Origin of the sequence: Arsenophonus sp. PmNCSU2021_1, from assembly GCF_036919435.1 — a bacterium.
Taxonomy (GTDB): domain Bacteria; phylum Pseudomonadota; class Gammaproteobacteria; order Enterobacterales; family Enterobacteriaceae; genus Arsenophonus; species Arsenophonus nilaparvatae.
Genome location: NZ_JAZHPL010000009.1, coordinates 306,905 through 331,956, shown reverse-complemented (window position 1 = coordinate 331,956; position 25,052 = coordinate 306,905). Strand labels below are relative to the sequence as shown.

Sequence of the window (25,052 nt, the reverse complement as noted above, 5' to 3'; positions counted from 1 at the left end):
CGTATAAATTTATTTAAATTACAATAAGTTATTTTTAATTTATGAGATTTTTTCTATTTATATATTATGCTGAATTAAACTTAAAAATAGAGCGTTTTTTTATTGGTGCGAAACTCGTGTATTTAACCGCCTTTCCGATTTTCTCGCGGGTTATCAAATACCCTTCATAGTATTTTTTCTCAAGTGTACTTTGCTTGTATTTAGGCCACGCCCCAAAACCTTGTGTATCAAACGCCTCTTTTGACCAAGTGACCGCCTCTTCGCCGATATAAGCCATAAACTCTTTTGCGCTAATTTCACCTGAAATGAATAAGCGGTATTTTTCTTTTACCGCTTTTTCAATAATTTCTTTTTGGTGATCACGAATCGGTACGCGCAAAAATGAGCGTGGCTGGATTTTCTCCGTGCCAAATTCGTGGATCGTAGCCACTTCCACCACACTGATATCGGAGTCTTTGTACGGTCGGGTATTTTTCAATACGCCCACTTCCACTTTCAGTTTGTTAAGCTCCTCAAACTGTTTCTTGGCTTTTTCCAGCAATTTCGATTTTAGCATTACCAGTTCATCCCGATTGCCAAGGCGTAATTGTTTATGCGACTTTCCAGCACTAAATATTGCTCGCCAAAGGCCGAGGTTTTAAACCAGTCTTTCTCGGTTCCTGAAAAATTCGCGCTGACACTGACATCGCCCACACTTTGACTACCAAACAGCGCATTCGGATCAGCTGAATGAGAATCCTTGGTTGGGCTGTTTTCATGAAAGCCTGCCAAAAAAAGCAGATGGGCGGTGAGGTACAACAAGCCTTGCTCATACCTCACACCCCACACTTTCTTGTCCATCCGGTTTTCTGCATCGGTTAAATAGAGCAGCAATTTATTGTCATCAGCGGTAAAAGTTTGCTCACCAAAACGGTCACGGAATTTCTTTTTCCAGTCTTCAATTTCTTGCATGATACCCCCAAAAAAAGAGGATAAAATCCGCTAAATTAAAGTTCAAACGAAGGGGTTTGGGTTGTGCCATCCGTTAACTCAATCGTCAACGTCACGACATTGCCTGCTTTACCAGAGGTGATTTTCTTAATACCAACCCCCGTATCGCCTTTTGTGCCTTTATCGCCTTTTTGTCCTTGTTCGCCAGCATCGCCCTTTTCACCTTGATCGCCTTTTTCACCCTTAAGCGTTCCGGCGTCCAGTGCTTCGTGAAGGGCAGATACTCCCGTTTCAATGTTGTTGAGATTCTCCGCATTTAACGGGGTTTTGGTTGACGGTGAATTTTCCCAATTTGTTTTTGTGTAGCTCATCGTTGACTCCAAAATTCAAATGAAAATGAGGGACTTGCCCTCAGGATGGTGATTGCGGAAAGTGGTCATCTGACGGCTGGGTTGTTCCGCTTGGGAAACCGCCGTCTATGACTTTGGGGCAGTTTTGTAATCGGCGTAAACGGCAGATAGTGGCTGTTTCCACATCGCACCACCAAAAGCAGAACGATAACCACACTCATAGGTCAGCAAATCCCGCTGGCGAACGGCTAACAACTCCGGCATATGCACTTTCATCTCCACATACTCTTCGTCATAGGTGTAAATTGCCAAACGGGTTTTGCCTTTGGTTATTTCTTTTGCGTATCCTGCCGGAACTTTCACAAAGGTAATCGTAAAGCTGTCATTACCTGATGCCTTCCTCAACGCCGCCATAATCCGGTCCATCGCAGAAACAGGCAACAGGTCTGTGCCAACAATCGGGCTTTGGCTATCAAACTTCTGCATTACCAGCATAAAATCTGCGGCATCCATCGCAATATGCGTTGGTTGCACCCGATAATCTGAATTCGCCCACGCCTTGTTGTAAGCATCCAATACCAGTTTGATAAACTCATTGGCCCTCATGTCTTTCAGCGATTTACCCGATGCTTCTTGCATCACCTGAATTTTGCTGCCTGTCAGCAATCCTTCTTGTCCTTTAACCTTGTTATGTCCCAAGTAACCTGCATATTGCAGCGTTGACAGCGCATTAGCATACAAATCATCTTGCTTTTTGCTTTGGAGATTAATATTGATTTTGTTGATTTTCTCAAGCTCTTGCTGTGTCCAGACAACGGCTTTTGCCCACTGGCAAACAGGCGCCTTGTACATCTCAATGGTGCTGTCGATAGTGACTAACGAGTTAGTTTTGTTGCCAATAATGCCGTCTTTGACAGAACCCAACACTTCGGTAATACCGTATTCCAGGTATTCATCGGCAAAATCCAGTCCTTCGGTAATTGGGATTGCCTCACCAATATTGATTTCAGGCAGCTGTTTTTCCTGCAATTGCGTGTCGCGTTCGGTGAGTGCTTCTTGCAATACCGTTTCAAAATAGGCTTGTTCAATTGCCATCTGTTATTCTCCTACCTTTTGGATGAAGCCAAGCGTTATTGCTACGCACTGACTGCCTGAACTGACATTCTCAACCCAATACCCCAAATCAATATTGCCTGTTGCGGTTTTGGTTACCTTGCCAACATCGTCACCTGTCGCGACTACATAGACTTTATCGCCTCGTTTGAAGGTTTGGTCTTTTGCCGTTGCCGCCCCCACGCAATCACCGTGGGAAAAATGCCCCACATTGACTTGTTTGTTGTGGGGTGCTTTGTCGCTATAGATATCTCTCACCACAATACCGTGGATAACATCGGTGGCAGCGGAAATCGGCTTAACACCACCGTCAGGGTTCACCGCCACAAACACACCGTAGGGAAGGTCAGTCGTGGTGTTGTTTTCTTCACCCCACACTTTGTCATTGGAGCTAGAGGCGCGATAGATTCTGCCTGCGCGCAAGGTTCCTTTATCGGAATCCCAATTTGTGAATCCAAATGCCATTAGCGACCTCCTAGGCGTTGTGATGCCGATTTGGTGGGTTTTCTATCGCCAAGATTCAATCTAGGCTTATTCTGTTCTCGCTGACGATTGATGAGATAGTCATATTTGCCGTTTATCGCAGAATCCCCGAGCTTTCTTGCTTCAAGTTGTGTCACCAACCCTTTCGAGATAATCACATTTTCCTTGATCTGCCGTGCGGTTCGGGCATGTCCAATTGCCACGTCACCAAACGTTGACTTGGCTTCGGCTTCCGTTTCCGCTAGCTCTTTTTCTGCTTTCAGTCGGGCGTTTTCTTCTTCCAGCGCGTTGAGTTTTTCCGTCAGTTCTTCAAGCTGTTTTTTCAGCGTCTCAATCAAGGCTTTTTCGTCGTCGGGGTCAGTATTTTCAGGCATTGAGGTGATTTCACTGGCTGCATCGCCTTGCTTTACCTCACTGGTGGGTGACGGCGTCACATTCAGACTTTGCGCTTTCCCGATTAATCCCGTTAATATCTCGCCAATTTCTTTGGTGGCTTCATCGGCGGATCCGGTGAGCAGCTGAATGTAATCACTCATCTGAATCAATAGAGTATCTAACCTGAGTTCGGGATAAGAAATAAAGAGAAAGTCTTGATATTCAAATAGTTGAATGAGCCTGTTTTGTTAAAATACTCTAACAGTCTGGTTAAAGAGTAGAGCATTGTTAAACAATTATGGAAAATCTTACTGAACTTTATTGCCTGATGGATGATTTTTGCAAAGACTTCGAGCCAAAAATGCATGAATATTTGCTGACTAACGGTACTAAGCGTCGTAGACGGTCTACTCAGCTTTCGTTGGCGGAAATGATGACACTGGTTGTGTTGTTTCATCAACTCCGATTCAGGCAATTCAAGGTATTTTATCTCTATTATGTCCGCTTATATCTCCGGAAGGAATTTCCTAACTTGCCATCCTATTCACGCTGTGTAGAGTTACTTCCGCGTAGTGCCTTAGCGTTAACGGCACTGTTTGAGTCAATTAAGGGAAAATGCACGGGGCTATCGGTTGCCGATTCTACTCCGATAGCGGTGTGTGATAACTTACGGATCCGCAGACATAAAGTCTTCAATGGGATAGCTGAACGGGGAAAAAATTCAACAGGTTGGTTCTTTGGTTTCAAGCTTCATGTAATTATCAATCATTTGGGGGAAATACTCAGTTTTCGACTCACACCAGGAAACACCGATGATCGGAAACCATTGCCTGAGCTGACAAAGGATCTTTCTGGTTGTTTGTACGCAGATAAAGGGTATTTATCGGCTTCACCGAAACAGCAACTCAAAACGATGGGAATTAGCCTTATAACGAATATCAAGAAGAAAATGAAGCCTATTAAACAGACTTGTTTCGACAAAGCCATCTTGCGTCATCGTTCTGTCATTGAAACGGTATTTGATGAGTTAAAAAATCTTTGTCAAATAGAGCATACGCGACATCGCTCTCCGGCTAACTTTGTAGTGAATTTATTAGGCGGACTGGTTGCATATTGTTTAATGCCATCTAAACCAAAGATACCTGTTGCAGGTACGTATCTTCAAGTATAATTGATAATGCTTATCCCGAACTCAGGTTATTTAAATGATTATCAGTTGTTCTCGTTCCGATATTTAACCGTCTGGCGATTTCCTTGCTACTCAAGCGATGCAACGCTAAAAACAAAACTTCCCACTCTTTAGCAGTAAACAGTTCGTTAGGTTTCTCCGTAGTAACCGCATAAGGCTGTCTACCTTCCACATATTCCAGCGGTGACAAAAACAGGAACTCGTGAGCGTGGAAGAAAGTACCGAGATAGTCATTTTCACTACAAAAAAGGGGTAAAAAATGGAATTGCCAAACGGTGGGTGACTTTTTGAAATCAGCAGGCAAATTACACATCAAAGAGAACGGCGATTTTTCGCTTTGGATTCTCTCTATCAGCGTTTTCATTTCAGGGGTATAAATGAGCGAGTCAAATAAATTTAACATGCTGTTATTCATTTGAACTTCAGCTTCACTGTCGCTAAAACCACAAGGAACACCGCTACTCAAAAAGCATTTAATCAACTCGGATTTCAGGCTGCACCTCCGACTCTATTCAAAATTCGGGTACGCTGGCGAAGGGTTAAGTTGAGGGATTTACGAGCAAATAGCTCAATTATTTGATTCGGTGCTTCACAGACAAGCACGCGGAAGGTAGACTTTTTCATAGTCCGACTCCTATCGACTTAGGTTCTTGGATCAGGTGCTTGTTGGGAGTTACGATCTCAGCAAGTACCGACTATTTTTAAATTAAATTGTTCCAGATTCGTAATATAGTTAAACGATTTCCCACTCCTCCATAATGAATTACGCTAGGGTTTAAAAGGTAGGTTCCTGATCTTTTCTGTTTTAAGTAACCATTATCTTTTAATGCTTTAAAAACTCTAGCAACTGTAGCAACGCCAACGGACTCTTCTTTAGCTATCTCTCTTTGAGTTCCATGTATTTCATTTTGATTATTCTTATTTTTTAAAATCCATCCCAAAACTTTCTCACTTCCGTTACCTGTACAACCAATCATTGAAGCTAATTCATTAAGAAAGACTTTGTTAAAGGAACCACCATCCTGAGTTTTAAGGATGTCTATACTCATGCACTCACCTGTTGTCTTGTGCACTAAATGCCATTCTTCCAAATTCAATTCCTTAACATTCATGTTCAATACTCATGATAACGTTTGTTCGGTTAACTCTAACATTTGTTATCACCTAAATCAATCATATGTTCCAAAAAAACGATATCAAAAATACCATGTTATCAAATTTGATAACAAAAATTCCAATATAAACATCTCTTGTTATCAAAAATGAATACAAAAAATTTAGCTAAAATTAACGCAATATATTAATAAATATAAAAAATAACCTTATTACAGATAAAGTTTCGCTCTATTCTTACTCTTACCTAGGGACTACCAGACAACTCAGTAACAACAAAAAGTCACTACCGCTTCCTCGTCGACGCTGTTCGGTGCTCGCAAGCTGTGCTCCGCCTCAACGTCTCCTGCGGTGAGCGGACTGAGTTAAGGAAAAAATCGATTTATCTTTTAAAAAATCAAAAAATCTTTTCAAAACTAAACTCCCACCGCTCGCCGCAAGATGCAAACTTGTTTTGCATCGAGGAAGCGGAAGATAACCGAAAATTACAGGAATATAGCGCCCAAAGCCTTTTGATTTGCCAAAATCTCTTAGCTGACAAGCTGAATGGACATCGACCTTCTCATTTGACATCCTCCCCGCCCTTTAGGGCGAGGAGGATGTCAAATGATATAATTTCATTGTTATCAAATTCGTCGTAAAACCCTGTTCTTTAGGGCAGGGATATAAGGCGAAAAGCCCTTTGGGCTTTAAAGATCAGTCAGGCGTTGTTTGCTGTTCAATGTATTATTTAATAATTGAAAGTGGAGCACCACCACAGCTTGATGCAAAATAACTTGGACTCCATAGAATCCCTTTGTAATAATAGCGATTTGCAATATCAGACCGATCTCGACGAAGTAATCGACTAGATACGCCCTTTAAACTGTTAACTAGATTAGATATTGCTAATTTTGGAGGATAATTAATTAGCAGGTGAATATGATCTCGCTCCCCGTCCATTTCAACTAACTCAACATCAAAATCAGTACACACGCGAGTAAAGTAGCTTCTAAGTTTTTCTATTGCATCCTGATCGAATATTTCTCTCCGGTATTTTGTGACAAATACCAAATGGACGTGCATTAAAAAAACACAGTTTCTTCCACGTCTAATATCATTTTCTTTTTTCATAGACCAAAGTATAATAGAGAATATGAAACAACTACAAGCCTTCAAATTTCAATTAAGACCAAAAGGTCAGCAAGAGCGTGATATGAAACGCTTCGCTGGGGCTTGTCGTTTTGTTTTCAATCGGGCTTTAGCTCTTCAAAATGAAAACCATGAAGTAGGGAATAAATATATACCCTAATGCAAAAATGGCTTCATGGCTCATTAAATGGAAAGCAGATTCGAATACACAAATGGCTAAAAGATGCACCATCACAACCGCTTCAACAATCATTGAAAGACCTTGAGTGTGCCTATAAAAACTTTTTTCAGAAACGTTCATATTTTCCTCGCTTCAAAAAGCGAGGAATTAACGATACTTTTCGCTATCCGCAAGGCGTAAAACTCGAACCATCTAATAGTCGTATATTTTTGCCAAAGTTGGGATGGATACGCTATCGCAATAGTCGTCATGTCATGGGTTCGATAAAGAATGTCACCGTCAGTCATGGGCAAATGGTATGTTAGCATTCAGACGGAATATGAAGTTGCTGATCCAAAACATAAATCAATCTCAATGATAGGGATTGATGCAGGAATCGCTAAACTCGCCACGCTATCAGATAGTACGGTATATTCACCTGTAAACAGCTTTAAGACCAGCCAACATAAATTAGCAAAACTCCAACGTCAGTTAAGCCGTAAAGTTAAATTCAGTGCCAACTGGCAGAAACAAAAACGTAAAATACAGCGCTTGCATTCTCACATAGCCAGTATTCGTAAAGACTACCTTCACAAAATCACAACGGAAATCAGCAAAAACCACGCCATGATTGTCATTGAGGATTTGAAGGTCAGTAACATGTCAAAATCAGCGAAAGGAACGGCAGAAAAACATGGTCGAAACGTTAGAGCTAAATCAGGTTTAAATCTTACGATACTCGATCAGGGCTGGTATGAAATGCGCCGTCAACTTGAATATAAGCAACTCTGGCGAGGTGGTCAGGTATTGGCGATACCTCCGGCGTACACTAGCCAAAAATGCGCCTGCTGTGGGCATACAACGAAAGAGAATAGACAGTCACAAAGTAAGTTTGAATGCCTTGAATGCGGATATACTGAAAACGCGGATATCAACGGGGCACGTAACATTTTAGCGGCAGGACATGCCGTTCTTGCCTGTGGAGGGATGGTGCAGTTAGACCGCCCGTTGAAGCAGGAACCCACCGAAATGATTCAGGCCTCGCTCTGAACGTAGTAGGAATCCTCGCCCTTTAGGGCGGGGAGGATGTCAAAATACCTCTGTCGTTATTGGCAATATTGCGGTCTTTATCGGTTGTGGTGAGGCGAATTTTTTCACCCTCTGAGACTTCAATGGTTTTGTCTTCAAAGAGCGCGACGACGGCAGGATTCACTTCAAGCGGTGACAGGTATTTCTCCTGATTATTTTCCCGATTTATCAAGCTCACAATGCCTTCTTTTGAAATCCCTGTTATCTCAAAATAATGTTGATTGATTTTTGCGATGTGCCCCAACTGGTTTTGCCAAAACTGGCTATCTTTTAAATCCGCTTCCTGATGGTTGATACGTTGTAAAACAGGAATGTGAGCTGATTTACCCAGCATCTGTTGACTTTGCATCACAGAATGAATGTTTTCATTTAACTGATTTCGATCGGCATTTAACGGGGTGATAATCACCGTGTTATCACGCGCTTCTTTCGTTCTACCCACATAGTCATCAATCACCATTTTTATCATTTGATGGTCGTTTTCCTGTGCTTTACCTGATGAAGCGCCCTTTATGATTGCGCTTTCTGGGATAAAAGCTCCATTATTCCTTGCTACCCTGTCAGGGGAAACCTGACGAATAATATCCAGTGATTTTTGTGTGTTTCCGGCAATTATTGCTTCAATAGCGGGTTTTAATTCGGGGGTTTGTCTGACGATTTCGTTCATCACGACTTTATCGGCTGTCACCGATCATGCAAAACTGATCCACTAACGATCATCTAAAACTGATCCACTTGGTATTATTCGCACATTTTTGTACGGATAATTTATGTTAACCAAGGAGATATTTGTGGATATTCATGTTCGCTTTGCACAAGGACAAAGCCTTCGAAAAATTGCCCGTGAATTGGGCATATCCCGTAACACCGTAAAACATCATTTACAACAACAGACAATGCCAACTTATGCTAAAAGAAGTCAACAACCGACTAAATTAGCACCCTTTAAACCTTATTTGCTTCAGCGAATTGAACTGGCTAAACCTGATTGGATCCCTGCAACAGTCTTATTTGATGAAGTAGTTGAAAGCGGCTATCAAGGCGGTATTGCTCAATTACGCCGATTTGTTTGTCAATTTAAACCAAGCATTGTTCCCGAAGCTGTCGTCCGTTTTGAAACACAGCCAGGTCAACAAATGCAAATCGACTTCACCAGCATCCGGCGAGGTAAAAAATCACTAAAAGCGTTTGGTGCAACGCTAGGCTATTCGCGTGCGAGTTATGTAAAGTTCTTTGATAATGAACGAGCAGAATCCTGGCAACAAGGTTTACGAGAAGCTTTCGACTATTTTGGTGGTGTACCACAGGAAATATTGTGTGATAACGCAAAATCCCTCATCATCGAACGGGATGCTTATGCAGAAGGTGAACATAAATTACATGTCGAAATGCTTCAAATGTCGAAAGATTACGGGTTTAAATTGTGTGCTTGCAAGCCCTACAGGGCAAAAACTAAAGGGAAAGTAGAGCGCTTTAACCACTATTTAAAAAACAGCTTTATCGTACCATTAAATACCGACCTTCGTGCTCATAATCTTGAACTGGATATTGAGATAGCTAATGCAAGAGTGGGGCCCTGGTTATAACGCGTTGCCCATCAGCGGATTCATGGAACAACGTTAGAGAAGCCAGCAGATAGACTAGCTAAGGAAGTTAAGTATCTTCTACCCTTACCAGCAAGGGTTTGCCAATCTATCCCGCAGACTGATACGCTTAATATCCGTATCGTACCGCCCCTTGAATCTGTCAGTTTGCAACACTCAATCAGCGTATACGAAGCATTGCTGGGAGGTGAACATGTTATTGCATGAACAAATTGAACACCTGTGTGAGTCATTGAAATTAAATTCTATTCCGACTCATTGGTCATCACTTGCCGAACAATGCATTGCCCAAGACAAAAGCTACGGAGAGTTTTTACTGTCCCTATTAAAATGTGAGCAACAACAACGAGATGAACGAACCCGTAATCTTTTGAGTCGGATGGCAGGATTCCCAGCACATAAAGAACTTAATACGTTCGATTTTAAGTTTGCAACGGGGATCCCCAAACAACACATACAGGAATTAAGCGCATTAACGTTTATTGAACGTAATGAAAATGTCGTGTTGCTTGGCCCAAGCGGTGTAGGCAAAACGCATTTAGCTATTGGGTTAGGATTAAAAGCAGTACAGGCCAAGAAGAAAACCCGCTTTACCACGGCAGCTGAACTGATGTTGCAACTCTCAACTGCCAAACGACAAAATAAGCTCAAACAATATCTATCACGTTCGGTGATGGCCCCGAAATTGTTGATTATCGATGAGATTGGATACCTGCCGTTTGGGCGAGAAGAAGCAAACCTGTTTTTCAATGTGATTGTCAAGCGTTATGAGCATGGCAGTGTCATATTGACGAGTAACTTATCATTTGGGCAATGGCCAAATGCTTTTGCTGATGACGCAACATTAACTGCCGCTATGCTTGATCGTTTACTTCATCATTCGCATGTACTGCAATTAAGCGGTGAAAGCTATCGATTGAAAGATAAGCGGCGCTCAGGAGCAATGACTGAGTAAAAGTGGATCAATTTTGATTGATCGGATTTAGCTAAAAAGTGGATCAGTTTTCGGTGATCGTTGACACAAAACTGCCCCAACGTCATAGACGGCGGTTTCCCAAGCGGAACAACCCTACCGTCTGATAATCACTTTCCGCAATCACCATCATGAGGGCATGACCCTCATTTTCATTTGAATTTTGGAGTCAACGATGAGCTACACAAAAACAAATTGGGAAAATTCACCGTCAACCAAAATCCCGTTAAATGCGGAGAATATGAACAATATTGAAACGGGAGTATCTGCCCTTCACGAAGCACTGGACGCCGGAACGCTTAAGGGCGAAAAAGGCGATACGGGGGTTGGTATTAAGAAAATCACCTCTGGTAAAGAAGGCAATATCGTGACGTTGACGATTGAGTTAACTGATGGCACAACACAAACCCCTTCGTTTGAAGTATAATTAAGCGGATTTTATCCGCTTTTTTTTGGGGGGCATCATGCAAGAAATTGAAGACTGGAAAAAGAAATTCCGTGACCGTTTTGGTGAGCAAACCTTTACTGCCGATGACAGCAAATTGCTGCTCTATTTAACCGATGCAGAAAATCGGATGGACAAAAAAGTGTGGGGCGTGATGTATGAGCAAGGTTTGATGTACCTCACTGCCCATCTGCTTTTTTTGGCAGGCCTTCATGAAAACAGCCCAACCAAGGATTCTCATTCAGCTGATCCGAATGCGCTGTTTGGTAGTCAAAGTGTAGGCGATGTCAGTGTCAGTGCGAATTTTTCAGGAACCGAGAAAGACTGGTTTAAAACCTCCGCCTTTGGTGAGCAATATTTGGCGTTGGAAAGTCGAATTAACAATTACGCCTTGGCAATCGGGATGAACTGGTAATGTTGAAATCAAAATTGCTGGAAAAAGCCAAAAAACAGTTTGAGGAACTTAACAAACTGAAGGTGGAAGTGGGCGTATTGGAAAATACCCGACCTTACAAAGACTCAGATATCAGTGTGGTGGAAGTAGCTACAATCCACGAATTTGGCACGGAGAAAATCCAGCCACGCTCATTTTTGCGCGTACCCATTCGTGATCACCAAAAAGAAATTATTGAAAAAGCGGTAAAAGAAAAATACCGCTTATTCATTTCAGGTGAAATTAGCGCAAAAGAGTTTATGGCTTATATCGGCGAAGAGGCGGTCACTTGGTCAAAAGAGGCGTTTGATACACAAGGTTTTGGGGCGTGGCCTAAATACAAGCAAAGTACACTTGAGAAAAAATACTATCACGAGTTTCGCAATCTCCAAAAAAGAAGTATAAATTTAAAAACAAGAAAAAATCAGGGTGTTCATATTTTGTCGGGTTATCCATGTATTAAAGATATCTATAAAACATTCTTACAAGTAAGCAGTTTAAGATACTCTGGTTTAGCGTTATCAGAAGTAAGCCCATCGCCTTTATCTCATGACACTGTTAGCCGATGGCTAAAAAGTAGATGTTTTAGACCTAAAGACCTATGGCGATTAGTTGAACCTTCTATAGACAAAAAAAGCCCTTGCGTACTAATTGCCGATGATACATTGATTGCCAAAACACGTAGTAAAAAAATAGAGATGGTCCATTATCAATATTCAGGTAATGAACATGAGGTTATTGCTGGCATAGGTTTAGTTAATTTGCTTTGGCATGATCTGACGAAGGTTGAATCAATTCCTATCAATTATCTTATTTATGATAAAGATTCTGATGGAAAAACAAAAAACACGCACTTTTCCGAAATGCTCACTCTTGCTAAAAAAAGAGGGATCATGCCAAAAGCGGTAGTGATGGATGCTTGGTATTCTAGCCTGGATAACCTGAAATCAATTCGCTCTCATGGTTGGATCTGGGTAACCACGCTGAGGAAAAATAGGATTGTTAACCATAACAAACAACTGAACAAGTTAAACATCTCAGAAGAAGGAACGTCAATACACTTGCGAGGATATGGTTGGGTAACCGTTTTCAAATTTACAGCCAAAAACGGCCGTATTGATTACATAGTAACAAACAAAGAGAATCCCACCCGTCAATACCTCAAATCTATCATGGATGCCCGTTGGTCTGTTGAAGTTTATCATCGAGAAGTTAAACAAAACTGTGGTATTGAACGCTGTCAGGCTCGCACGAGCCGAGCGCAAAGAAATCATATTTTTCTCGCTATTTCTGCGTGGTTTGAACAACATAAACGTCGTATATCTGAAAAAATAACCTTTTATCAACAAAATTGGGACGTAATCAAAAGTGCTATTACTGAGCAAATCCGTGTTTTATTAGCGTACCCAAATTAGTTTTGTGCGAAACTCGTGGAAGATAGAGTTATTGTCAATGTTTTTGATGACTGAGCCCATTAGCCCTTTTTTTCTGTGCAATTATTAACCAATTCTTCAAGTGCGACATTCGTCACGCTTTTTTCGACTTCTCTCACGTTTTCCACAGGGATAACGACAGATTCAGTGGATAACTCTGTTGATTGCGTTAATAACTGATTATCTTTTCCACAATCAAAAATTTGAATCGCTATTCCCTTGATTTCGCTTAAAGAGATGGTTTTGTATGTTTCCTCAATTTTTGAGGTTACCGCGTCACGTAATTCAGTATATTTCTCAAAAATCTCAGGCTCTTCTGACGGATTGGCTAGCAAATCATCCGCGTCTCGAATCTCGCCTTCGTCGTATTCTTCCTGAACACCAAAAATCGTTAGCAAAGCGCAGAACTGGTCTATTTCCTGTTCTTCGGTAATATCCGTCTGTTTTTCGGTATGAGCGAGATATTCATCAACACTGATTTCTTCCAATCGCGGCGATTTGTAAAAACAGCAATTTGCGCCGTCAGTTTTAAATATATGCCCAGAAGCCTTTTTTTTAACGGCAATTTTTGTCTCAGACGCAAGATAGATGAAATTTGTTGTCTTGCCCTTCTCGTGGTCAACGGTTGTGATGATGGTTGCCTTGAAGTATTTCATTATTTCGCCCCCTCTATGCGGTTATTCGCCTGTTGTTCCAATCTCCGTAAAATGCTGCCTCTGGCTTTGGGTAATGCCTGTTCTCGCTGCTCATCAAAGCAGTGACAGCAAGCACTGGAACACGCTTTCATCGTTGAGGGTTTGTAAAAAAGCAGCTTGAATTGTTTGCGGTTAATTTTTTCAACAAACTCGATACATGCCTCTTCAGGAAAAACACAGGGGCGGTTATCCAGTCTTGCACGCCAAAAGAAACTGACGAGGGCTAATGAGAGTTTGCCACAGTGACAACAGGTGAAACGCACATCAGGGCGACCCTGAAAGGTTTGCCTAAATCCGTTGAGGGTGTAGGTATATTTCATGCTGCACCTCCAACGCTTTTGCTGGATTCCAACTTAATACTGGCGATTATCGCCTGCTTTGCGTTGCATACATCCAGCTTTCTTACCACATTTTCCATGTGGAATTTCACAGTGCTTTCTTTAATCCCCAATATTACGGAAATTTCCCAATAGGTTTTGCCCGCACTCATCCAGTGAAGCACCTCGTTTTCACGCTTGGTTAATCTTCTAAACAATTTCAAATCTGAGTTCATGCAGCACCTCCGACAGGTTGACAGGAGTTAACACATGAACGTGGAAGCAAATTCACAGGAATATAGTGGTCAAAACCTTCAGATTTGCCAAATGCCCTTAGCTGACAAGCTGAATGCAAATTGGTTTTCCCGTAGATAGCCTTCAAGTGCGTTTCAACCGTTGAAGGTAAAATATTTAAACGTCTAGCAATATCCTTGCTGCTTAAGCGGTACATCGTGAAAAACAACACTTCCCACTCTTTAGCAGTGAACAGCTTGCTAGGTTTTTCTGTAGTGCCCGCATAAGGCTGCATGCCTTCCACATATTCCAAAGGAGACAAAAACAGGAACTCGTGAGCATGGAAGAAAGTGCCCAGGTAGCCATTTTCACTACAAAAAAGTGGTAGAAAATGAAATTGCCAAACGGTAGGTGATTTCTTGAAATCAGCAGGCAAATTACACATCAAAGAGAATGGCGATTTTTCGGTTTGTACTCTCTCTATCAGAGTTCCCATTTCAGGCAAATGAATCAGCAAATAGAGTAAATCTGTCATTTTGATGTTGGTAGATACCTTACCTTCGTTATCAACGAAAGCAGAAGGAACACCACTACTCAAAAAGAATTTAATCATCTCGGATTTCATGCTGCACCTCCGATACTCAGAAGGTACTCACGCTGACGGGGTGTAAGATGTTTTGATGTGCGAGCAAAGCTCAAAAGCTGCTCGATTGATATGCCGCACGCTTTCATTATGCGCCCAATATGCGTACTATTTCGCATAGTCCGACTCCTACTAGAGTTAGGTGGTTGGATCAGGTGCTTGTTGGGAGTGAAGATCCCATCAAGTACCGGCTATTTTTAAATTAAGTTATTCCAGACTCGTAATATAGTTAAACGATTTCCTACTCCTCCATAATGAATAACGCTAGGGTTTAAAAGGTAGGTTCCTGATCGCTTCTGTTTTAAGTAACCATTGTCTTTTAATGCTTTAAAAACTCTTGCAACTGTAGCAACGCCAACAGACCCTTCTTTAGCTATCTCTCTTTGAGTTCCATGTATTTCATTTTGATTATTCTTATTTTTTAAAATCCATCCCAAAACTTTCTCACTTCCGTTACCTGTACAACCAATCATTGAAGCTAATTCATTAAGGAAGACTTTGTTAAAAGAACCCCCATCCTGAGTTTTAAGGATGTCTATACTCATGCACTCACCTGTTGTCTTGTGCACTAAATGCCATTCTTCCAAATTCAATTCCTTAACATTCATGTTCAATACTCATGATAACGTTTATTCGGTTAACTCTAACATTTGTTATCACCTAAATAAATCATATGTTCCAAAAAAATGATATCAAAAATACTGTGTTATCAAATTTGATAACAAACATTCCAATATAAACATTTCTTGTTATCAAAAATGAATACAAAACATTTAACTAAAATTAACGCAATATATTAATAAATATAGAAAATAATATTATTACAGATAAAGTCTCACTCTATTCTTACTCTTACTTAGGAACTACCAGACAACTCAGCAACAACAAAATACCACTACCGCGCTAAGGCTTGGTCAACGCCTCTGTCTAGCAAACACGAGTTTCGCACAGGCCTATAAAATTCTAGAAATGGCTTAAAAGTAATGATTAATCTGCAAGTTACTGAAATGCATAAATTCACTTAATTTACAATAATTTATATTTAATTTATAAGGTTTTATCTATTTACATATTATGCTGAATTAAACTTAAAAATAGAGCGTTTTTTTATTGGTGCGAAACTCGTGGCAAAAACGAGTTTTGCCAGTCTTCGCCGTTCTCATGGAATGTGATAATTTAACAATTTGATTCTGTGCTTCACAGACAAGCACACGGAAGGTAGACTTTTTCATAGCCTTACTCCTATCTACGGTAGGTTTATGGTCAGCTGGCTGTTCGGGTTGCCTCCCGTTCAGTCAGCGCAAAAATTATTCTTGGTTAATTTTTACTTTATCTAATATACCATTTCTGCTGTAAACTGATGTCCATTCAATCGACTGAACTCTTGTCCAATCAACTTTCACAGCATATTTCTTGTTTACTCTAAATTCACCTCGGCTAATTCGTTCTATTAAGCCAGCAGAAATCAAAAAATTAATATTATTATTGAAAGTTTGTAACTTAAGATCGTTTGCCTTCAAAAAAGCAGCTTTAGTTTTCGAACCGTAAGCAACAACATTTTCATAGTTCATGTTTAATAACATGAAGTTGAAAATTTTATATTGAGTGGCATTTATCCCTTTAATACGACAGAGATCACGTATATAAACCTTAACAAATTCAGGTTCTGTTAAAATCTCTCCAGTTAGATGATCTATATACGTTGAAGCCATTAAACTCTCCATTAAATACCGATTTATAAGTATCATAGTAATAAAACAGAAATTTGTAAATACTTTTTTTAAGTATTAAGGGTAGCTTTTAATTTGCAAAATACTGCTTAACGGTAATGTAAATACCCATCACAATCATTTTAAATACCGTTTAGCGGTATTAATATTGGCTTTAAGCCTTGAAAACACTAAACCCGCTATTCTTATCTTAAATCTTTCAATAAGCAGTTTCAGACAACTCCATAGCCACAGATTAATTTCCACTTCCTCGTCGCCGCTGTTCGTTGCTAGCAAGCGAAAGTCAGAAAACAGAATCAAAAAAACAATCCAAAAAATCCTTAAAATTAAAACGTTCACCGCTCGCCAAAGCCAAGTGACCGAGCAACGCGAGCGAACGGGCGAGGAAGCGGAAGATAACCGGAAGTTACAGGGAGCTAGGTCTCTCGAAAATAACAGAGATTTCCCAATAGGTTTTACCAGCACTCACCCAGTGAAGCACCTCGTTTTCACGATTGGATAATCTTGCGAATAATTTCATCTCGGATTTCATGCTGCACCTCCGACTCTATTCAGAATTCGGGCACGCTGACGAAGGGTTAAGTTGCGTGAGGTTCGAGCGAATAACTCGATTATTTGATTTTGCGCTTCAATTACGCGCACATGGAAGGTACTATCTTTCATAGTCCGACTCCTAGGTATCTTAGGGTTTGGGTTAGCTCTGTGTAGGTGTTACAGCACTTACATAGAGCGACTATATTTAAAAATGAAAAAGATTGAATTTATATTAACGCAACAAAAAAGAAAGTCAATTTTTTGTTGCGTTTTTTGTCTAATTAATACTATTATTGCCGTTAAAGGAGAAAATTATGTCAAAAAAAATCGTCTATGATGATTATGTATCTATAAGAATTCCAAGAGAAGTGAAAGAAAGAATAGATAAAATAAGAATGATTAAAAAATCACAAGGATATGAAAAATATAGATTAATTGATGCAGTTATGGAAGCAACTAATATGTTAGAAGATTCACTATCAAAAAAAAATTAAACGACTTTTTGCTACGGCTATTATTAAGTAATAATAAAATGGCACAGTTTATTTAATGATGAAGATCCCACATTAATGAAAATAAATAGCTGATGTATAAGAATTTATTTAAATTGATGATTTTCTAAACTTCACTTTTATCCACAGAAAAACGCTACGGCCATAACGACTTTTTGCTACGGCCATAACGACTTTTTGCTACGGCCATAACGACTTTTTGCTACGGCTTATTTCATGTAATCTCATGTTTATAAAGAAATAATTAACTAACAAAGTTAAAAGAAAAGATAAATAAAAACAGCCAGGAATAATTATTTTTACATCAAAAGGATTAAGAAATGAGTGCAACTCTAGATAGAAATCCAAGTTACAACTTAGTACAAAGTAACGATTTGATTAATGCTAGCTATAAACTTAACCGTAATGAAATGCGTCTACTTGTATTAGCTTTATCTAAAGTAGACTCAAAAACAGAAAATCCAGGTAATATCACATTGTACCCAAAAGAATTTATTAAAATGTTCAGTACTAACGAACAAAAGGTTTGGGTCACTATGAGAGAAGCATTAATTAGTCTATCGAAAAAACAAATAGAGTTTTTTAGGGTAGATAAAAACAATATGAGAACAATTAATTTTTCTAACTGGATAGACGGAGGAAGTTTTTATGAAAGACAGGAAGATTGTAGTAAAATAGTTTTAAGATTTACTAAAAGTATAGAACCATACCTTTTTGAGTTAAAAGGTAATTTTACAATATGTTCTATAGAATCAATCCAAAATTTAACAAATCCAATAGCATTTAGATTATATCTAATAATGTTAAGTGAAATAAAAAAAGCTAAAAATATTGAATTAAAAAAATCTAAAAAGTTAGAAGTTCATATGCTGAAATTATCAATTTTGCAAATACGTAAGATTTTTCCAAATCTATCAAAAGAATTCAATAATATAAAAAAATTCACATTAATACCTGCTTTCGAACAAATCCAGTCACTTACGGACATTTCCTTAAATTGGCGTACTATCAAAACAGGAAGATCAATAACAGACATTGAAATTACTTATCTTCTTGAAAAAGATGATCTATTCAAAACAAAACCAATTCGTCAAAGACTAGCCAAGCGTCCACATGTTAAATCTGGTTCTCACGATGAGGGCGAGTGGATGAAGAAAAATGCTGAAATTCTCTATCAGTACGAGAAGGATTTGAAGAAATACGACCCTACATTGCGTCTAACAATGCCAGATTTACGTAGGGCTGTAGAATGCTCAAAGTATTGCAAGCAAAATTGGCACGAAGAGAAGAAGCGAGAATTGGCGATGAGAGAAGGCAAAAATACAAAAATATCCGTTGCCAAATCTGAGCAAAACAAAGATATTAGTTTCTCTGAAAAAGACCTAAAATTAATCCAAAATTTTTAATTTGAAAAGGCACACCATGAACAAAACAGAACTCATCAGAAAAATCAGGCTTAAGCAAGAAAGACACAAGAAGGCGGTTAATGCTTTCACAGAAACCGTGACAGAGGTTTTGAAATCCGGTAATGACGTACAACTCATTGGCTTTGGCAACTTTCAGGTTAAGCAAAGATCAGCCAGAGATGAACGCAATCCAAAAACGGGCGAGACACTTAAAATTGCTGCAGCAAACGTACCGAGTTTTAAAGCGGGTCAAAGACTCAAAGAGGCAGTTAAGTAATTCATGACCTACGATGCAAAGTCAATTCGCATTCTACGTGAAGACGAAATCAAACAGTTTGACTGGCATTGAGCTGAAAAATTAGCCCACGAACACATTTTACCCCTAGATTAGGTCAAACGCGGATTTGAAGCATCAAGACGACTCGGTATAGAACCAGAGTTCTTCGTCAGCAAATATATCCTGAAACAAGACCTTCCCAAAAATGACGAATTTGAGCAAGTCTTCATCGAAGTGCTAAAGGAAGACAGAAAGAAGAGTCAGAATACCCTCTAAAAGCTCCTGTAATCCATTCTAAGCGCTTTTCTCGATAAAAACGTATTCGTACAGCTAAAAAATTATCGTCGCTCACAATGCTTTTGGTGAATTTTTTGGTTTTTGGATTTCAGAAAGAAAAAAGCCAACACAAAAAGTTGGCAATTTGTCGAGGTGAAACGTTTTTAGTTTTAATCATAAAAATTGACTCATGGCAAATCAATCATAAGACTTCAATACTTTATTATCAAATATTAGTTTTAAACACTTATAATATAGGGGTATTATATGTATAATTTAATTTTTTTATAATTATATTCATAAAACCAGCCGTATTACGGGGTGTTTTATGATACCTATGATAAAATTATCATATTTAAATATATTAAATATCCATATATAATATATATATTATAAATATATAAAATGGTGATATATGCCTATAATAACAGTATGCAATGAAAAAGGCGGCACAGGCAAATCAAGCATAGCTCAGTCTTTATCTGTCTATTTAGTTCAACACAAAAAATTTGTATTACTGATTGATGCTGACCCCCAAAAATCAACATCTGACTGGGCAAGTGAAAGGCAAGAATCAAAACTAAATGCGATTCCTTTTGTTGAAATGTTTAGAAATATTTGTGAGTCATTAATTCAATTAAGCGAGCGCTTCGACTATTTAGTCGTCGATTGTGGAGGTGCTGACTCAAAAGCAATGAGATCTTCATTGGCAACGAGCGATATTGCTCTTTTGCCTTTCCGACCTAAGAGAAGAGATTTAAGAATTGCGCATGATATGGCTGAAATAGTCGAGACAGCGAAAGCATTAAACACCAAACTGAAAGTTTTATCTATTATAACTCAAGCCCCCACTCATCCAAATCAAAAATATCGAATAGAAAACGCTAAGAAACTTTTGTCGCCGCTAGGCTTAAATCCTTTAGACAGTTTCACGAGAAATTTAAACGCTTGGGATGAAGCAGAAGAATCTGGATGCTCTGTTTTGGAATATACGGAAGACAAAAAAGCGGCTAATGATGCCAAAAATCTTTTTACAGACACGAGTTTCGCACAGGCGTATAAAATACTAGAAATGGCTTAAAATCGATGATTAATCTTCAGGTTACTAAAACACATAAATTTTATTAAATTACAATAAGTTGCTTTTGATTTATAAGATTCTGTCTATTTATATATTATGCTGGATTAAACTTAAAGATAGAGCGTTTATTTATTGGTGCGAAACTCGTGACAGAGCTATTTGAGGATATTAAAAATGGCTAAAGGTGATTTCACAACAGTTGTGAAACAAAAAAATAATAACATTGATAAATTTATAAATAATGCAAAAGTAGATGGTGATGATTCGTTTGAGTCCTCAAATGAAAGACGTGGCAAATATATGATTGATAAGAATACTGGCAAGAAAGTATTACTTGGCGGTAAGGTGCTTGAAGTTCCATTGAATGCAAGTGAGTTTGAACTTTTGAAAAAAGCAGCAAAAAATTCAGGTCTTCCAGTTGCGACTTATGTAAGAAGTAATGCTCTGCTGTCTGCTAAGAAACTGTTAAATATTGATTAAAACATAGTTTTTATAATTAAAATATCCCTATATTAAAGGGTTATTATAAATATAATATTTATCCTGTTTGTATTCCCGAAAATAAAAAACGCACCAGAATTCATATAGTGCGTTTATGAAACTATGTAGAAAAAGATTGTTGAGCATTTTATGTAAAGTCGATTTTTGAATGCTGGCAGCGTGATTTAAGTTTCATCAAAAGCCAATAAGTCATAGTGTCTAATAATCAGTATACCACGTTACAAGTGCATGTTTTGCAATTAACTTAGCCTAAAACAAGGATACCTTTACCAGAAAAAATCAACCTTTTCTCTGAGTACAGACTTAGGAACATAACTATTTAATCCTGTTGATTGACAGTATTCAATTAACTGGTTAAGTCCAGATACTTTCGCTTTGCTATAAATTACCGATAACCTGTTTTCAATTGTTCGATAAGAAAGAAGCAGTTTCTTTGCAATTTGTTTTGCTGATAGCTTTTGTAACGCGTAAAAAATGATTTCTAACTCTTTTTCAGTAAAAGGTGATACAGGAGGTGTTAGTGTTATAACAGAAGGTTTTAAGTTACTGAAAAAATCATAAACAGAAATAAAGTTAAATTTTTTCGCGTAGAAAGTGGTACCTAATACCTTTCCTTCGCTATTGTAAATAGGAAATTTAGCGCAATACCAAGGCTCTAATACCTCATTCTGACCAAAATAGGAGGTTTCAATAACTTCCGCCCCCTCTTTACTTAATTCGGCTTTCCTGTCATGCGCTTTTAATTCAGGCGCTAATTCATGCCAAGCAACAGGTAATTCTTCATCTAAGCGCCCCTCAAAATCAAACCCTTTAGGGATATTACAAAAATTGATGGCAGCTTGATTCATATAGACAAATCGAGAGTTCGTATCTTTAATTCCCCAAGGAATTAACGCATGTTCCATAATCGATATCAGTGGAATTTCATTTAACGAATCTAACGTTAAATTACTTTTTTCTTGCTGCTTGGTAGTAAACATATCTACCTCTTTCTATCGGAAATCACCCTCCATAAATTTTATAAAAATAAAAATGAAGAGTAGTTAATACCTATTTTAAGTATAGTAGGTCACTGAAAAAGCAGTTAGAGTATTATATACTCTATTCTCTGCATATTCACATCTAATAGAGCATGGATGTACAATGTTTTTTTGATTTTCGTATGACCTCTAGATAGCTTAGAGCCAGTGGGATGACGAGTTTTTTCCATTCCTTTGTCAAAAAATATGTCTAGCGACATTCTGTCGAACATAAGTGCTTAATACTCTTTTTTACGCATTGGAGATAGTTTATGTTATTTTACATAACAAAAATTAGGGATATTTTGTATTTTTAAGCAAAGTAAAAAAGCAGTATAAATAATACTATTTTAATAATTAAAAGCCCCGAAAAACGGGGCTTTGAGAGTTAGTTTTGGCTGGCAAATTGGCCAGCATCAGGGAAATAAAATAATAATTGTTTTTAAATTAGCAGTATTTTTTTACTTACCAACACCAGGAAAAAACCCAAAGGGAATATGTAGCATCGGCAAAGCATATTCCCTTTTTTTCAATAAAGCAAAAAATTTCTGATATTTCTATTTTTTCATTCGAAAACAAGGGGAAATACTCATGATTCAGCCAAAAAAATACAGAACAACCTTTCGACATTTAAAGGCTGGCATGTCGGTTTTTCACAACGACGAAACGTTAAAAATCGTGAAATTGAGAAAGCACGAAATGACCGAAAAAGGGTTGATGTACCACTTTGATGTCATCGGTGGCAACGGCGTTTTGATAGGAGAAAGCGGCACCCGAATATACGCGCCAAAAAATTGCTAAATTAGCGAAAAATTCAACTCATCCCACCAAAAAATACGATTATTTTTTGAGTCGCAACCTATTGATTTTGATCGTTTTATTTTTTATCTAAATTATTGACTTTGATCAACTATTTGACATAGTGAAATTTCTGGTTACAATTTAAAAGTCGATTTTTAGCTGTTTTTTGTACGGCTTTCGCTCTTTATAAAATTTGGTTTTCTTCCAGTGTGTCTGGAAGACAGAACACAGAAGTTTGAGTGTTCTGTTTTGATGTTTTTTACTTCTGTGCTATGCGTGGATAACTCATACAAAAAGTATCAACACAAGACATTTGAGGAGGAACCATTTTGAAAAAGCAGAGCAAAACAGTAGAAATTATTTTTTTGCAGAAAAAAAGTAATGCGAAATCTAGAGACTATGAACGTTTTGGAGAGATTTTAAAGAGAAAAGACGCTGAACGTGAATTTAACCAAAAGCTCAAAAAAGCCTTTTGGCGACACGAAAATCCACGCCAGCAGTTACGGGATTTTCAACGACAGATAGTAGTTTACGCCACTCTGTTCATGAATCACCGAAAAAAACAGCAAAAACAAAAAATCATCGAACAGAAAGCGCATATTGACGTGCTCTTTTTAAATTAAAGCCTTTCTTTGTCATTTTTTCAACCACATCAGGGAAATCACATGTGAAATGACCGTCAATTAATTTGATGGCGAACTTCTTTTTGAAAAAATTTTGGAGGATAGCGATAGTGAGTATGCTGCTAATGGTAGAAGCCATGAATACCCAAGTAGGAAATCCCGCTCGAAAACTCGTTTTACTTAAACTTGCTGACCACGCTAAAGAGCACGTCAATATGCGCTTTCTGTTCGATGATTTTTTGTTTTTGCTGTTTTTTTCGGTGATTCATGAACAGAGTGGCGTAAACTACTATCTGTCGTTGAAAATCCCGTAACTGCTGGCGTGGATTTTCGTGTCGCCAAAAGGCTTTTTTGAGCTTTTGGTTAAATTCACGTTCAGCGTCTTTTCTCTTTAAAATCTCTCCAAAACGTTCATAGTCTCTAGATTTCGCATTACTTTTTTTCTGCAAAAAAATAATTTCTACTGTTTTGCTCTGCTTTTTCAAAATGGTTCCTCCTCAAATGTCTTGTGTTGATACTTTTTGTATGAGTTATCCACGCATAGCACAGAAGTAAAAAACATCAAAACAGAACACTCAAACTTCTGTGTTCTGTCTTCCAGACACACTGGAAGAAAACCAAATTTTATAAAGAGCGAAAGCCGTACAAAAAACAGCTAAAAATCGACTTTTAAATTGTAACCAGAAATTTCACTATGTCAAATAGTTGATCAAAGTCAATAATTTAGATAAAAAATAAAACGATCAAAATCAATAGGTTGCGACTCAAAAAATAATCGTATTTTTTGGTGGGATGAGTTGAATTTTTCGCTAATTTAGCAATTTTTTGGCGCGTATATTCGGGTGCCGCTTTCTCCTATCAAAACGCCGTTGCCACCGATGACATCAAAGTGGTACATCAACCCTTTTTCGGTCATTTCGTGCTTTCTCAATTTCACGATTTTTAACGTTTCGTCGTTGTGAAAAACCGACATGCCAGCCTTTAAATGTCGAAAGGTTGTTCTGTATTTTTTTGGCTGAATCATGAGTATTTCCCCTTGTTTTCGAATGAAAAAATAGAAATATCAGAAATTTTTTGCTTTATTGAAAAAAAGGGAATATGCTTTGCCGATGCTACATATTCCCTTTGGGTTTTTTCCTGGTGTTGGTAAGTAAAAAAATACTGCTAATTTAAAAACAATTATTATTTTATTTCCCTGATGCTGGCCAATTTGCCAGCCAAAACTAACTCTCAAAGCCCCGTTTTTCGGGGCTTTTAATTATTAAAATAGTATTATTTATACTGCTTTTTTACTTTGCTTAAAAATACAAAATATCCCTAATTTTTGTTATGTAAAATAACATAAACTATCTCCAATGCGTAAAAAAGAGTATTAAGCACTTATGTTCGACAGAATGTCGCTAGACATATTTTTTGACAAAGGAATGGAAAAAACTCGTCATCCCACTGGCTCTAAGCTATCTAGAGGTCATACGAAAATCAAAAAAACATTGTACATCCATGCTCTATTAGATGTGAATATGCAGAGAATAGAGTATATAATACTCTAACTGCTTTTTCAGTGACCTACTATACTTAAAAT

The 25,052-nt window shown here is 38.3% G+C and carries 34 protein-coding genes and 2 pseudogenes; 14 read left to right on the top strand and 22 right to left on the bottom strand.

Annotated elements, in window-relative coordinates; translation table 11 throughout:
* Nucleotides 1–64 precede the first annotated feature (64 nt).
* The 6 genes from V3224_RS21700 to V3224_RS21675 form a co-directional block, all read right to left on the bottom strand.
* Nucleotides 65–556, bottom strand: coding sequence for a hypothetical protein (locus V3224_RS21700; RefSeq protein WP_334472628.1), 492 nt, complete (start codon nt 554–556; stop codon nt 65–67).
* Entirely contained in the window at nt 556–951 is a 396-nt protein-coding gene (locus V3224_RS21695; RefSeq protein WP_334472626.1) for a DUF4054 domain-containing protein, read from the bottom strand. Before V3224_RS21695 ends, V3224_RS21700 begins: the two co-directional genes overlap by 1 nt.
* A gap of 35 nt (nt 952–986) precedes the next feature.
* On the bottom strand, nt 987–1,301 hold the full coding sequence (locus tag V3224_RS21690) for a hypothetical protein (RefSeq protein ID WP_334472625.1): 315 nt from the start codon (nt 1,299–1,301) through the stop codon (nt 987–989).
* Between the two features lie 105 nt (nt 1,302–1,406).
* Entirely contained in the window at nt 1,407–2,375 is a 969-nt protein-coding gene (locus V3224_RS21685; RefSeq protein WP_334472624.1) for a major capsid family protein, read from the bottom strand.
* Between the two features lie 3 nt (nt 2,376–2,378).
* Nucleotides 2,379–2,858: a structural cement protein Gp24 gene (locus V3224_RS21680; protein WP_442890841.1), complete on the bottom strand. Its 480-nt coding sequence runs from the start codon at nt 2,856–2,858 to the stop codon at nt 2,379–2,381.
* Nucleotides 2,858–3,412, bottom strand: a complete 555-nt coding sequence (locus tag V3224_RS21675) for a hypothetical protein (RefSeq protein ID WP_334472620.1) — start codon at nt 3,410–3,412, stop codon at nt 2,858–2,860. The genes V3224_RS21680 and V3224_RS21675 overlap by 1 nt, the downstream gene beginning before the upstream one ends.
* Before the next feature lie 137 nt (nt 3,413–3,549).
* Between V3224_RS21675 and V3224_RS21670 the strand changes: the two genes are divergently transcribed.
* On the top strand, nt 3,550–4,422 hold the full coding sequence (locus tag V3224_RS21670; RefSeq protein ID WP_334472618.1) for an IS982 family transposase: 873 nt from the start codon (nt 3,550–3,552) through the stop codon (nt 4,420–4,422).
* A 10-nt stretch (nt 4,423–4,432) separates the two neighbouring features.
* Here V3224_RS21670 and V3224_RS21665 read toward each other — a convergent pair whose 3' ends face one another.
* The 4 genes from V3224_RS21665 to tnpA all read right to left on the bottom strand — a co-directional run bounded on the left by V3224_RS21665 (nt 4,433) and on the right by tnpA (nt 6,666).
* Nucleotides 4,433–4,906, bottom strand: a complete 474-nt coding sequence (locus tag V3224_RS21665; protein ID WP_334472617.1) for a helix-turn-helix transcriptional regulator — start codon at nt 4,904–4,906, stop codon at nt 4,433–4,435.
* A 235-nt stretch (nt 4,907–5,141) separates the two neighbouring features.
* The gene (locus tag V3224_RS21660; RefSeq protein WP_334472616.1) at nt 5,142–5,552 is read right to left on the bottom strand and encodes a replication/maintenance protein RepL; all 411 of its coding nucleotides are present in this window, start codon (nt 5,550–5,552) and stop codon (nt 5,142–5,144) included.
* A gap of 337 nt (nt 5,553–5,889) precedes the next feature.
* Nucleotides 5,890–6,126: a hypothetical protein gene (locus tag V3224_RS21655; RefSeq protein WP_334472615.1), complete on the bottom strand. Its 237-nt coding sequence runs from the start codon at nt 6,124–6,126 to the stop codon at nt 5,890–5,892.
* 153 nt (nt 6,127–6,279) lie between these two features.
* Nucleotides 6,280–6,666 (bottom strand): IS200/IS605 family transposase, encoded by a 387-nt coding sequence (gene tnpA / locus V3224_RS21650; RefSeq protein ID WP_334472614.1) that lies wholly within the window; start codon nt 6,664–6,666, stop codon nt 6,280–6,282.
* A 22-nt stretch (nt 6,667–6,688) separates the two neighbouring features.
* On the opposite strand from tnpA, the pseudogene V3224_RS21645 reads away from it, so the two are divergent.
* Nucleotides 6,689–7,894, top strand: a pseudogene (locus V3224_RS21645) (RNA-guided endonuclease InsQ/TnpB family protein).
* A gap of 22 nt (nt 7,895–7,916) precedes the next feature.
* Here V3224_RS21645 and V3224_RS21640 read toward each other — a convergent pair.
* A complete protein-coding gene (locus V3224_RS21640; protein WP_334472613.1) occupies nt 7,917–8,600 on the bottom strand; it encodes a hypothetical protein in 684 nt (227 codons plus the stop codon).
* Between the two features lie 103 nt (nt 8,601–8,703).
* On the opposite strand from V3224_RS21640, the pseudogene istA reads away from it, so the two are divergent.
* The 5 genes and pseudogenes from istA to V3224_RS21615 all read left to right on the top strand — a co-directional run bounded on the left by istA (nt 8,704) and on the right by V3224_RS21615 (nt 12,803).
* Nucleotides 8,704–9,744, top strand: a pseudogene (istA, locus tag V3224_RS21635) (IS21 family transposase).
* Nucleotides 9,731–10,492, top strand: coding sequence for an IS21-like element helper ATPase IstB (gene istB, locus V3224_RS21630; protein WP_334472612.1), 762 nt, complete (start codon nt 9,731–9,733; stop codon nt 10,490–10,492). Before istA ends, istB begins: the two are co-directional and overlap by 14 nt.
* A 193-nt stretch (nt 10,493–10,685) precedes the next feature.
* Nucleotides 10,686–10,937, top strand: coding sequence for a hypothetical protein (locus V3224_RS21625; RefSeq protein WP_334472582.1), 252 nt, complete (start codon nt 10,686–10,688; stop codon nt 10,935–10,937).
* 37 nt (nt 10,938–10,974) lie between these two features.
* A complete protein-coding gene (locus V3224_RS21620; RefSeq protein ID WP_334472611.1) occupies nt 10,975–11,370 on the top strand; it encodes a DUF4054 domain-containing protein in 396 nt (131 codons plus the stop codon).
* A gap of 458 nt (nt 11,371–11,828) precedes the next feature.
* A complete protein-coding gene (locus V3224_RS21615) occupies nt 11,829–12,803 on the top strand; it encodes an IS701 family transposase (protein ID WP_334472585.1) in 975 nt (324 codons plus the stop codon).
* Between the two features lie 59 nt (nt 12,804–12,862).
* Here the strand turns inward: V3224_RS21615 and V3224_RS21610 are convergent, their stop codons facing one another.
* The 8 genes from V3224_RS21610 to V3224_RS30255 form a co-directional block, all read right to left on the bottom strand.
* Nucleotides 12,863–13,477 (bottom strand): hypothetical protein, encoded by a 615-nt coding sequence (locus tag V3224_RS21610; RefSeq protein WP_334472587.1) that lies wholly within the window; start codon nt 13,475–13,477, stop codon nt 12,863–12,865.
* The gene (locus V3224_RS21605; RefSeq protein WP_334472589.1) at nt 13,477–13,836 is read right to left on the bottom strand and encodes a hypothetical protein; all 360 of its coding nucleotides are present in this window, start codon (nt 13,834–13,836) and stop codon (nt 13,477–13,479) included. The genes V3224_RS21610 and V3224_RS21605 overlap by 1 nt, the downstream gene beginning before the upstream one ends.
* Nucleotides 13,833–14,069 (bottom strand): helix-turn-helix domain-containing protein, encoded by a 237-nt coding sequence (locus V3224_RS21600; protein WP_442890830.1) that lies wholly within the window; start codon nt 14,067–14,069, stop codon nt 13,833–13,835. The genes V3224_RS21605 and V3224_RS21600 overlap by 4 nt, the downstream gene beginning before the upstream one ends.
* Complete coding sequence (locus V3224_RS21595) at nt 14,066–14,692, bottom strand: helix-turn-helix transcriptional regulator (protein ID WP_334472590.1); 627 nt, start codon at nt 14,690–14,692, stop codon at nt 14,066–14,068. Before V3224_RS21595 ends, V3224_RS21600 begins: the two co-directional genes overlap by 4 nt.
* Nucleotides 14,693–14,907: 215 nt before the next feature.
* On the bottom strand, nt 14,908–15,318 hold the full coding sequence (locus V3224_RS21590; RefSeq protein ID WP_334472592.1) for a replication/maintenance protein RepL: 411 nt from the start codon (nt 15,316–15,318) through the stop codon (nt 14,908–14,910).
* 480 nt (nt 15,319–15,798) lie between these two features.
* Complete coding sequence (locus V3224_RS21585; protein WP_334472594.1) at nt 15,799–15,942, bottom strand: hypothetical protein; 144 nt, start codon at nt 15,940–15,942, stop codon at nt 15,799–15,801.
* A gap of 75 nt (nt 15,943–16,017) precedes the next feature.
* Nucleotides 16,018–16,422, bottom strand: a complete 405-nt coding sequence (locus tag V3224_RS21580; protein ID WP_334472595.1) for a replication/maintenance protein RepL — start codon at nt 16,420–16,422, stop codon at nt 16,018–16,020.
* 424 nt (nt 16,423–16,846) lie between these two features.
* The gene (locus tag V3224_RS30255) at nt 16,847–16,960 is read right to left on the bottom strand and encodes a LuxR C-terminal-related transcriptional regulator (protein ID WP_442890878.1); all 114 of its coding nucleotides are present in this window, start codon (nt 16,958–16,960) and stop codon (nt 16,847–16,849) included.
* 328 nt (nt 16,961–17,288) lie between these two features.
* On the opposite strand from V3224_RS30255, the gene V3224_RS21570 reads away from it, so the two are divergent.
* The 5 genes from V3224_RS21570 to V3224_RS21550 all read left to right on the top strand — a co-directional run bounded on the left by V3224_RS21570 (nt 17,289) and on the right by V3224_RS21550 (nt 21,006).
* Entirely contained in the window at nt 17,289–17,468 is a 180-nt protein-coding gene (locus V3224_RS21570) for a hypothetical protein (RefSeq protein ID WP_334472598.1), read from the top strand.
* A 338-nt stretch (nt 17,469–17,806) separates the two neighbouring features.
* Nucleotides 17,807–18,892: a replication initiation protein gene (locus V3224_RS21565; protein ID WP_334472601.1), complete on the top strand. Its 1,086-nt coding sequence runs from the start codon at nt 17,807–17,809 to the stop codon at nt 18,890–18,892.
* 16 nt (nt 18,893–18,908) lie between these two features.
* The gene (locus V3224_RS21560; protein ID WP_334472603.1) at nt 18,909–19,169 is read left to right on the top strand and encodes an HU family DNA-binding protein; all 261 of its coding nucleotides are present in this window, start codon (nt 18,909–18,911) and stop codon (nt 19,167–19,169) included.
* Nucleotides 19,170–19,860: 691 nt separating this feature from the next.
* Nucleotides 19,861–20,526, top strand: a complete 666-nt coding sequence (locus tag V3224_RS21555) for an AAA family ATPase (protein WP_334472604.1) — start codon at nt 19,861–19,863, stop codon at nt 20,524–20,526.
* Nucleotides 20,527–20,700: 174 nt separating this feature from the next.
* Nucleotides 20,701–21,006, top strand: a complete 306-nt coding sequence (locus V3224_RS21550) for a hypothetical protein (RefSeq protein ID WP_334472605.1) — start codon at nt 20,701–20,703, stop codon at nt 21,004–21,006.
* A 287-nt stretch (nt 21,007–21,293) separates the two neighbouring features.
* Here V3224_RS21550 and V3224_RS21545 read toward each other — a convergent pair whose 3' ends face one another.
* A complete protein-coding gene (locus V3224_RS21545; protein ID WP_334472606.1) occupies nt 21,294–22,007 on the bottom strand; it encodes a helix-turn-helix transcriptional regulator in 714 nt (237 codons plus the stop codon).
* A 630-nt stretch (nt 22,008–22,637) separates the two neighbouring features.
* On the opposite strand from V3224_RS21545, the gene V3224_RS21540 reads away from it, so the two are divergent.
* Nucleotides 22,638–22,847: a hypothetical protein gene (locus V3224_RS21540; protein ID WP_334472313.1), complete on the top strand. Its 210-nt coding sequence runs from the start codon at nt 22,638–22,640 to the stop codon at nt 22,845–22,847.
* 329 nt (nt 22,848–23,176) lie between these two features.
* Nucleotides 23,177–23,470, top strand: coding sequence for a hypothetical protein (locus V3224_RS21535; RefSeq protein WP_334472608.1), 294 nt, complete (start codon nt 23,177–23,179; stop codon nt 23,468–23,470).
* A 176-nt stretch (nt 23,471–23,646) separates the two neighbouring features.
* Here V3224_RS21535 and V3224_RS21525 read toward each other — a convergent pair whose 3' ends face one another.
* Both V3224_RS21525 and V3224_RS21520 read right to left on the bottom strand, forming a co-directional pair.
* Nucleotides 23,647–23,955: a hypothetical protein gene (locus tag V3224_RS21525; protein ID WP_334472790.1), complete on the bottom strand. Its 309-nt coding sequence runs from the start codon at nt 23,953–23,955 to the stop codon at nt 23,647–23,649.
* 329 nt (nt 23,956–24,284) lie between these two features.
* A complete protein-coding gene (locus tag V3224_RS21520) occupies nt 24,285–24,494 on the bottom strand; it encodes a hypothetical protein (protein WP_334472313.1) in 210 nt (69 codons plus the stop codon).
* Nucleotides 24,495–25,052 lie beyond the last annotated feature (558 nt).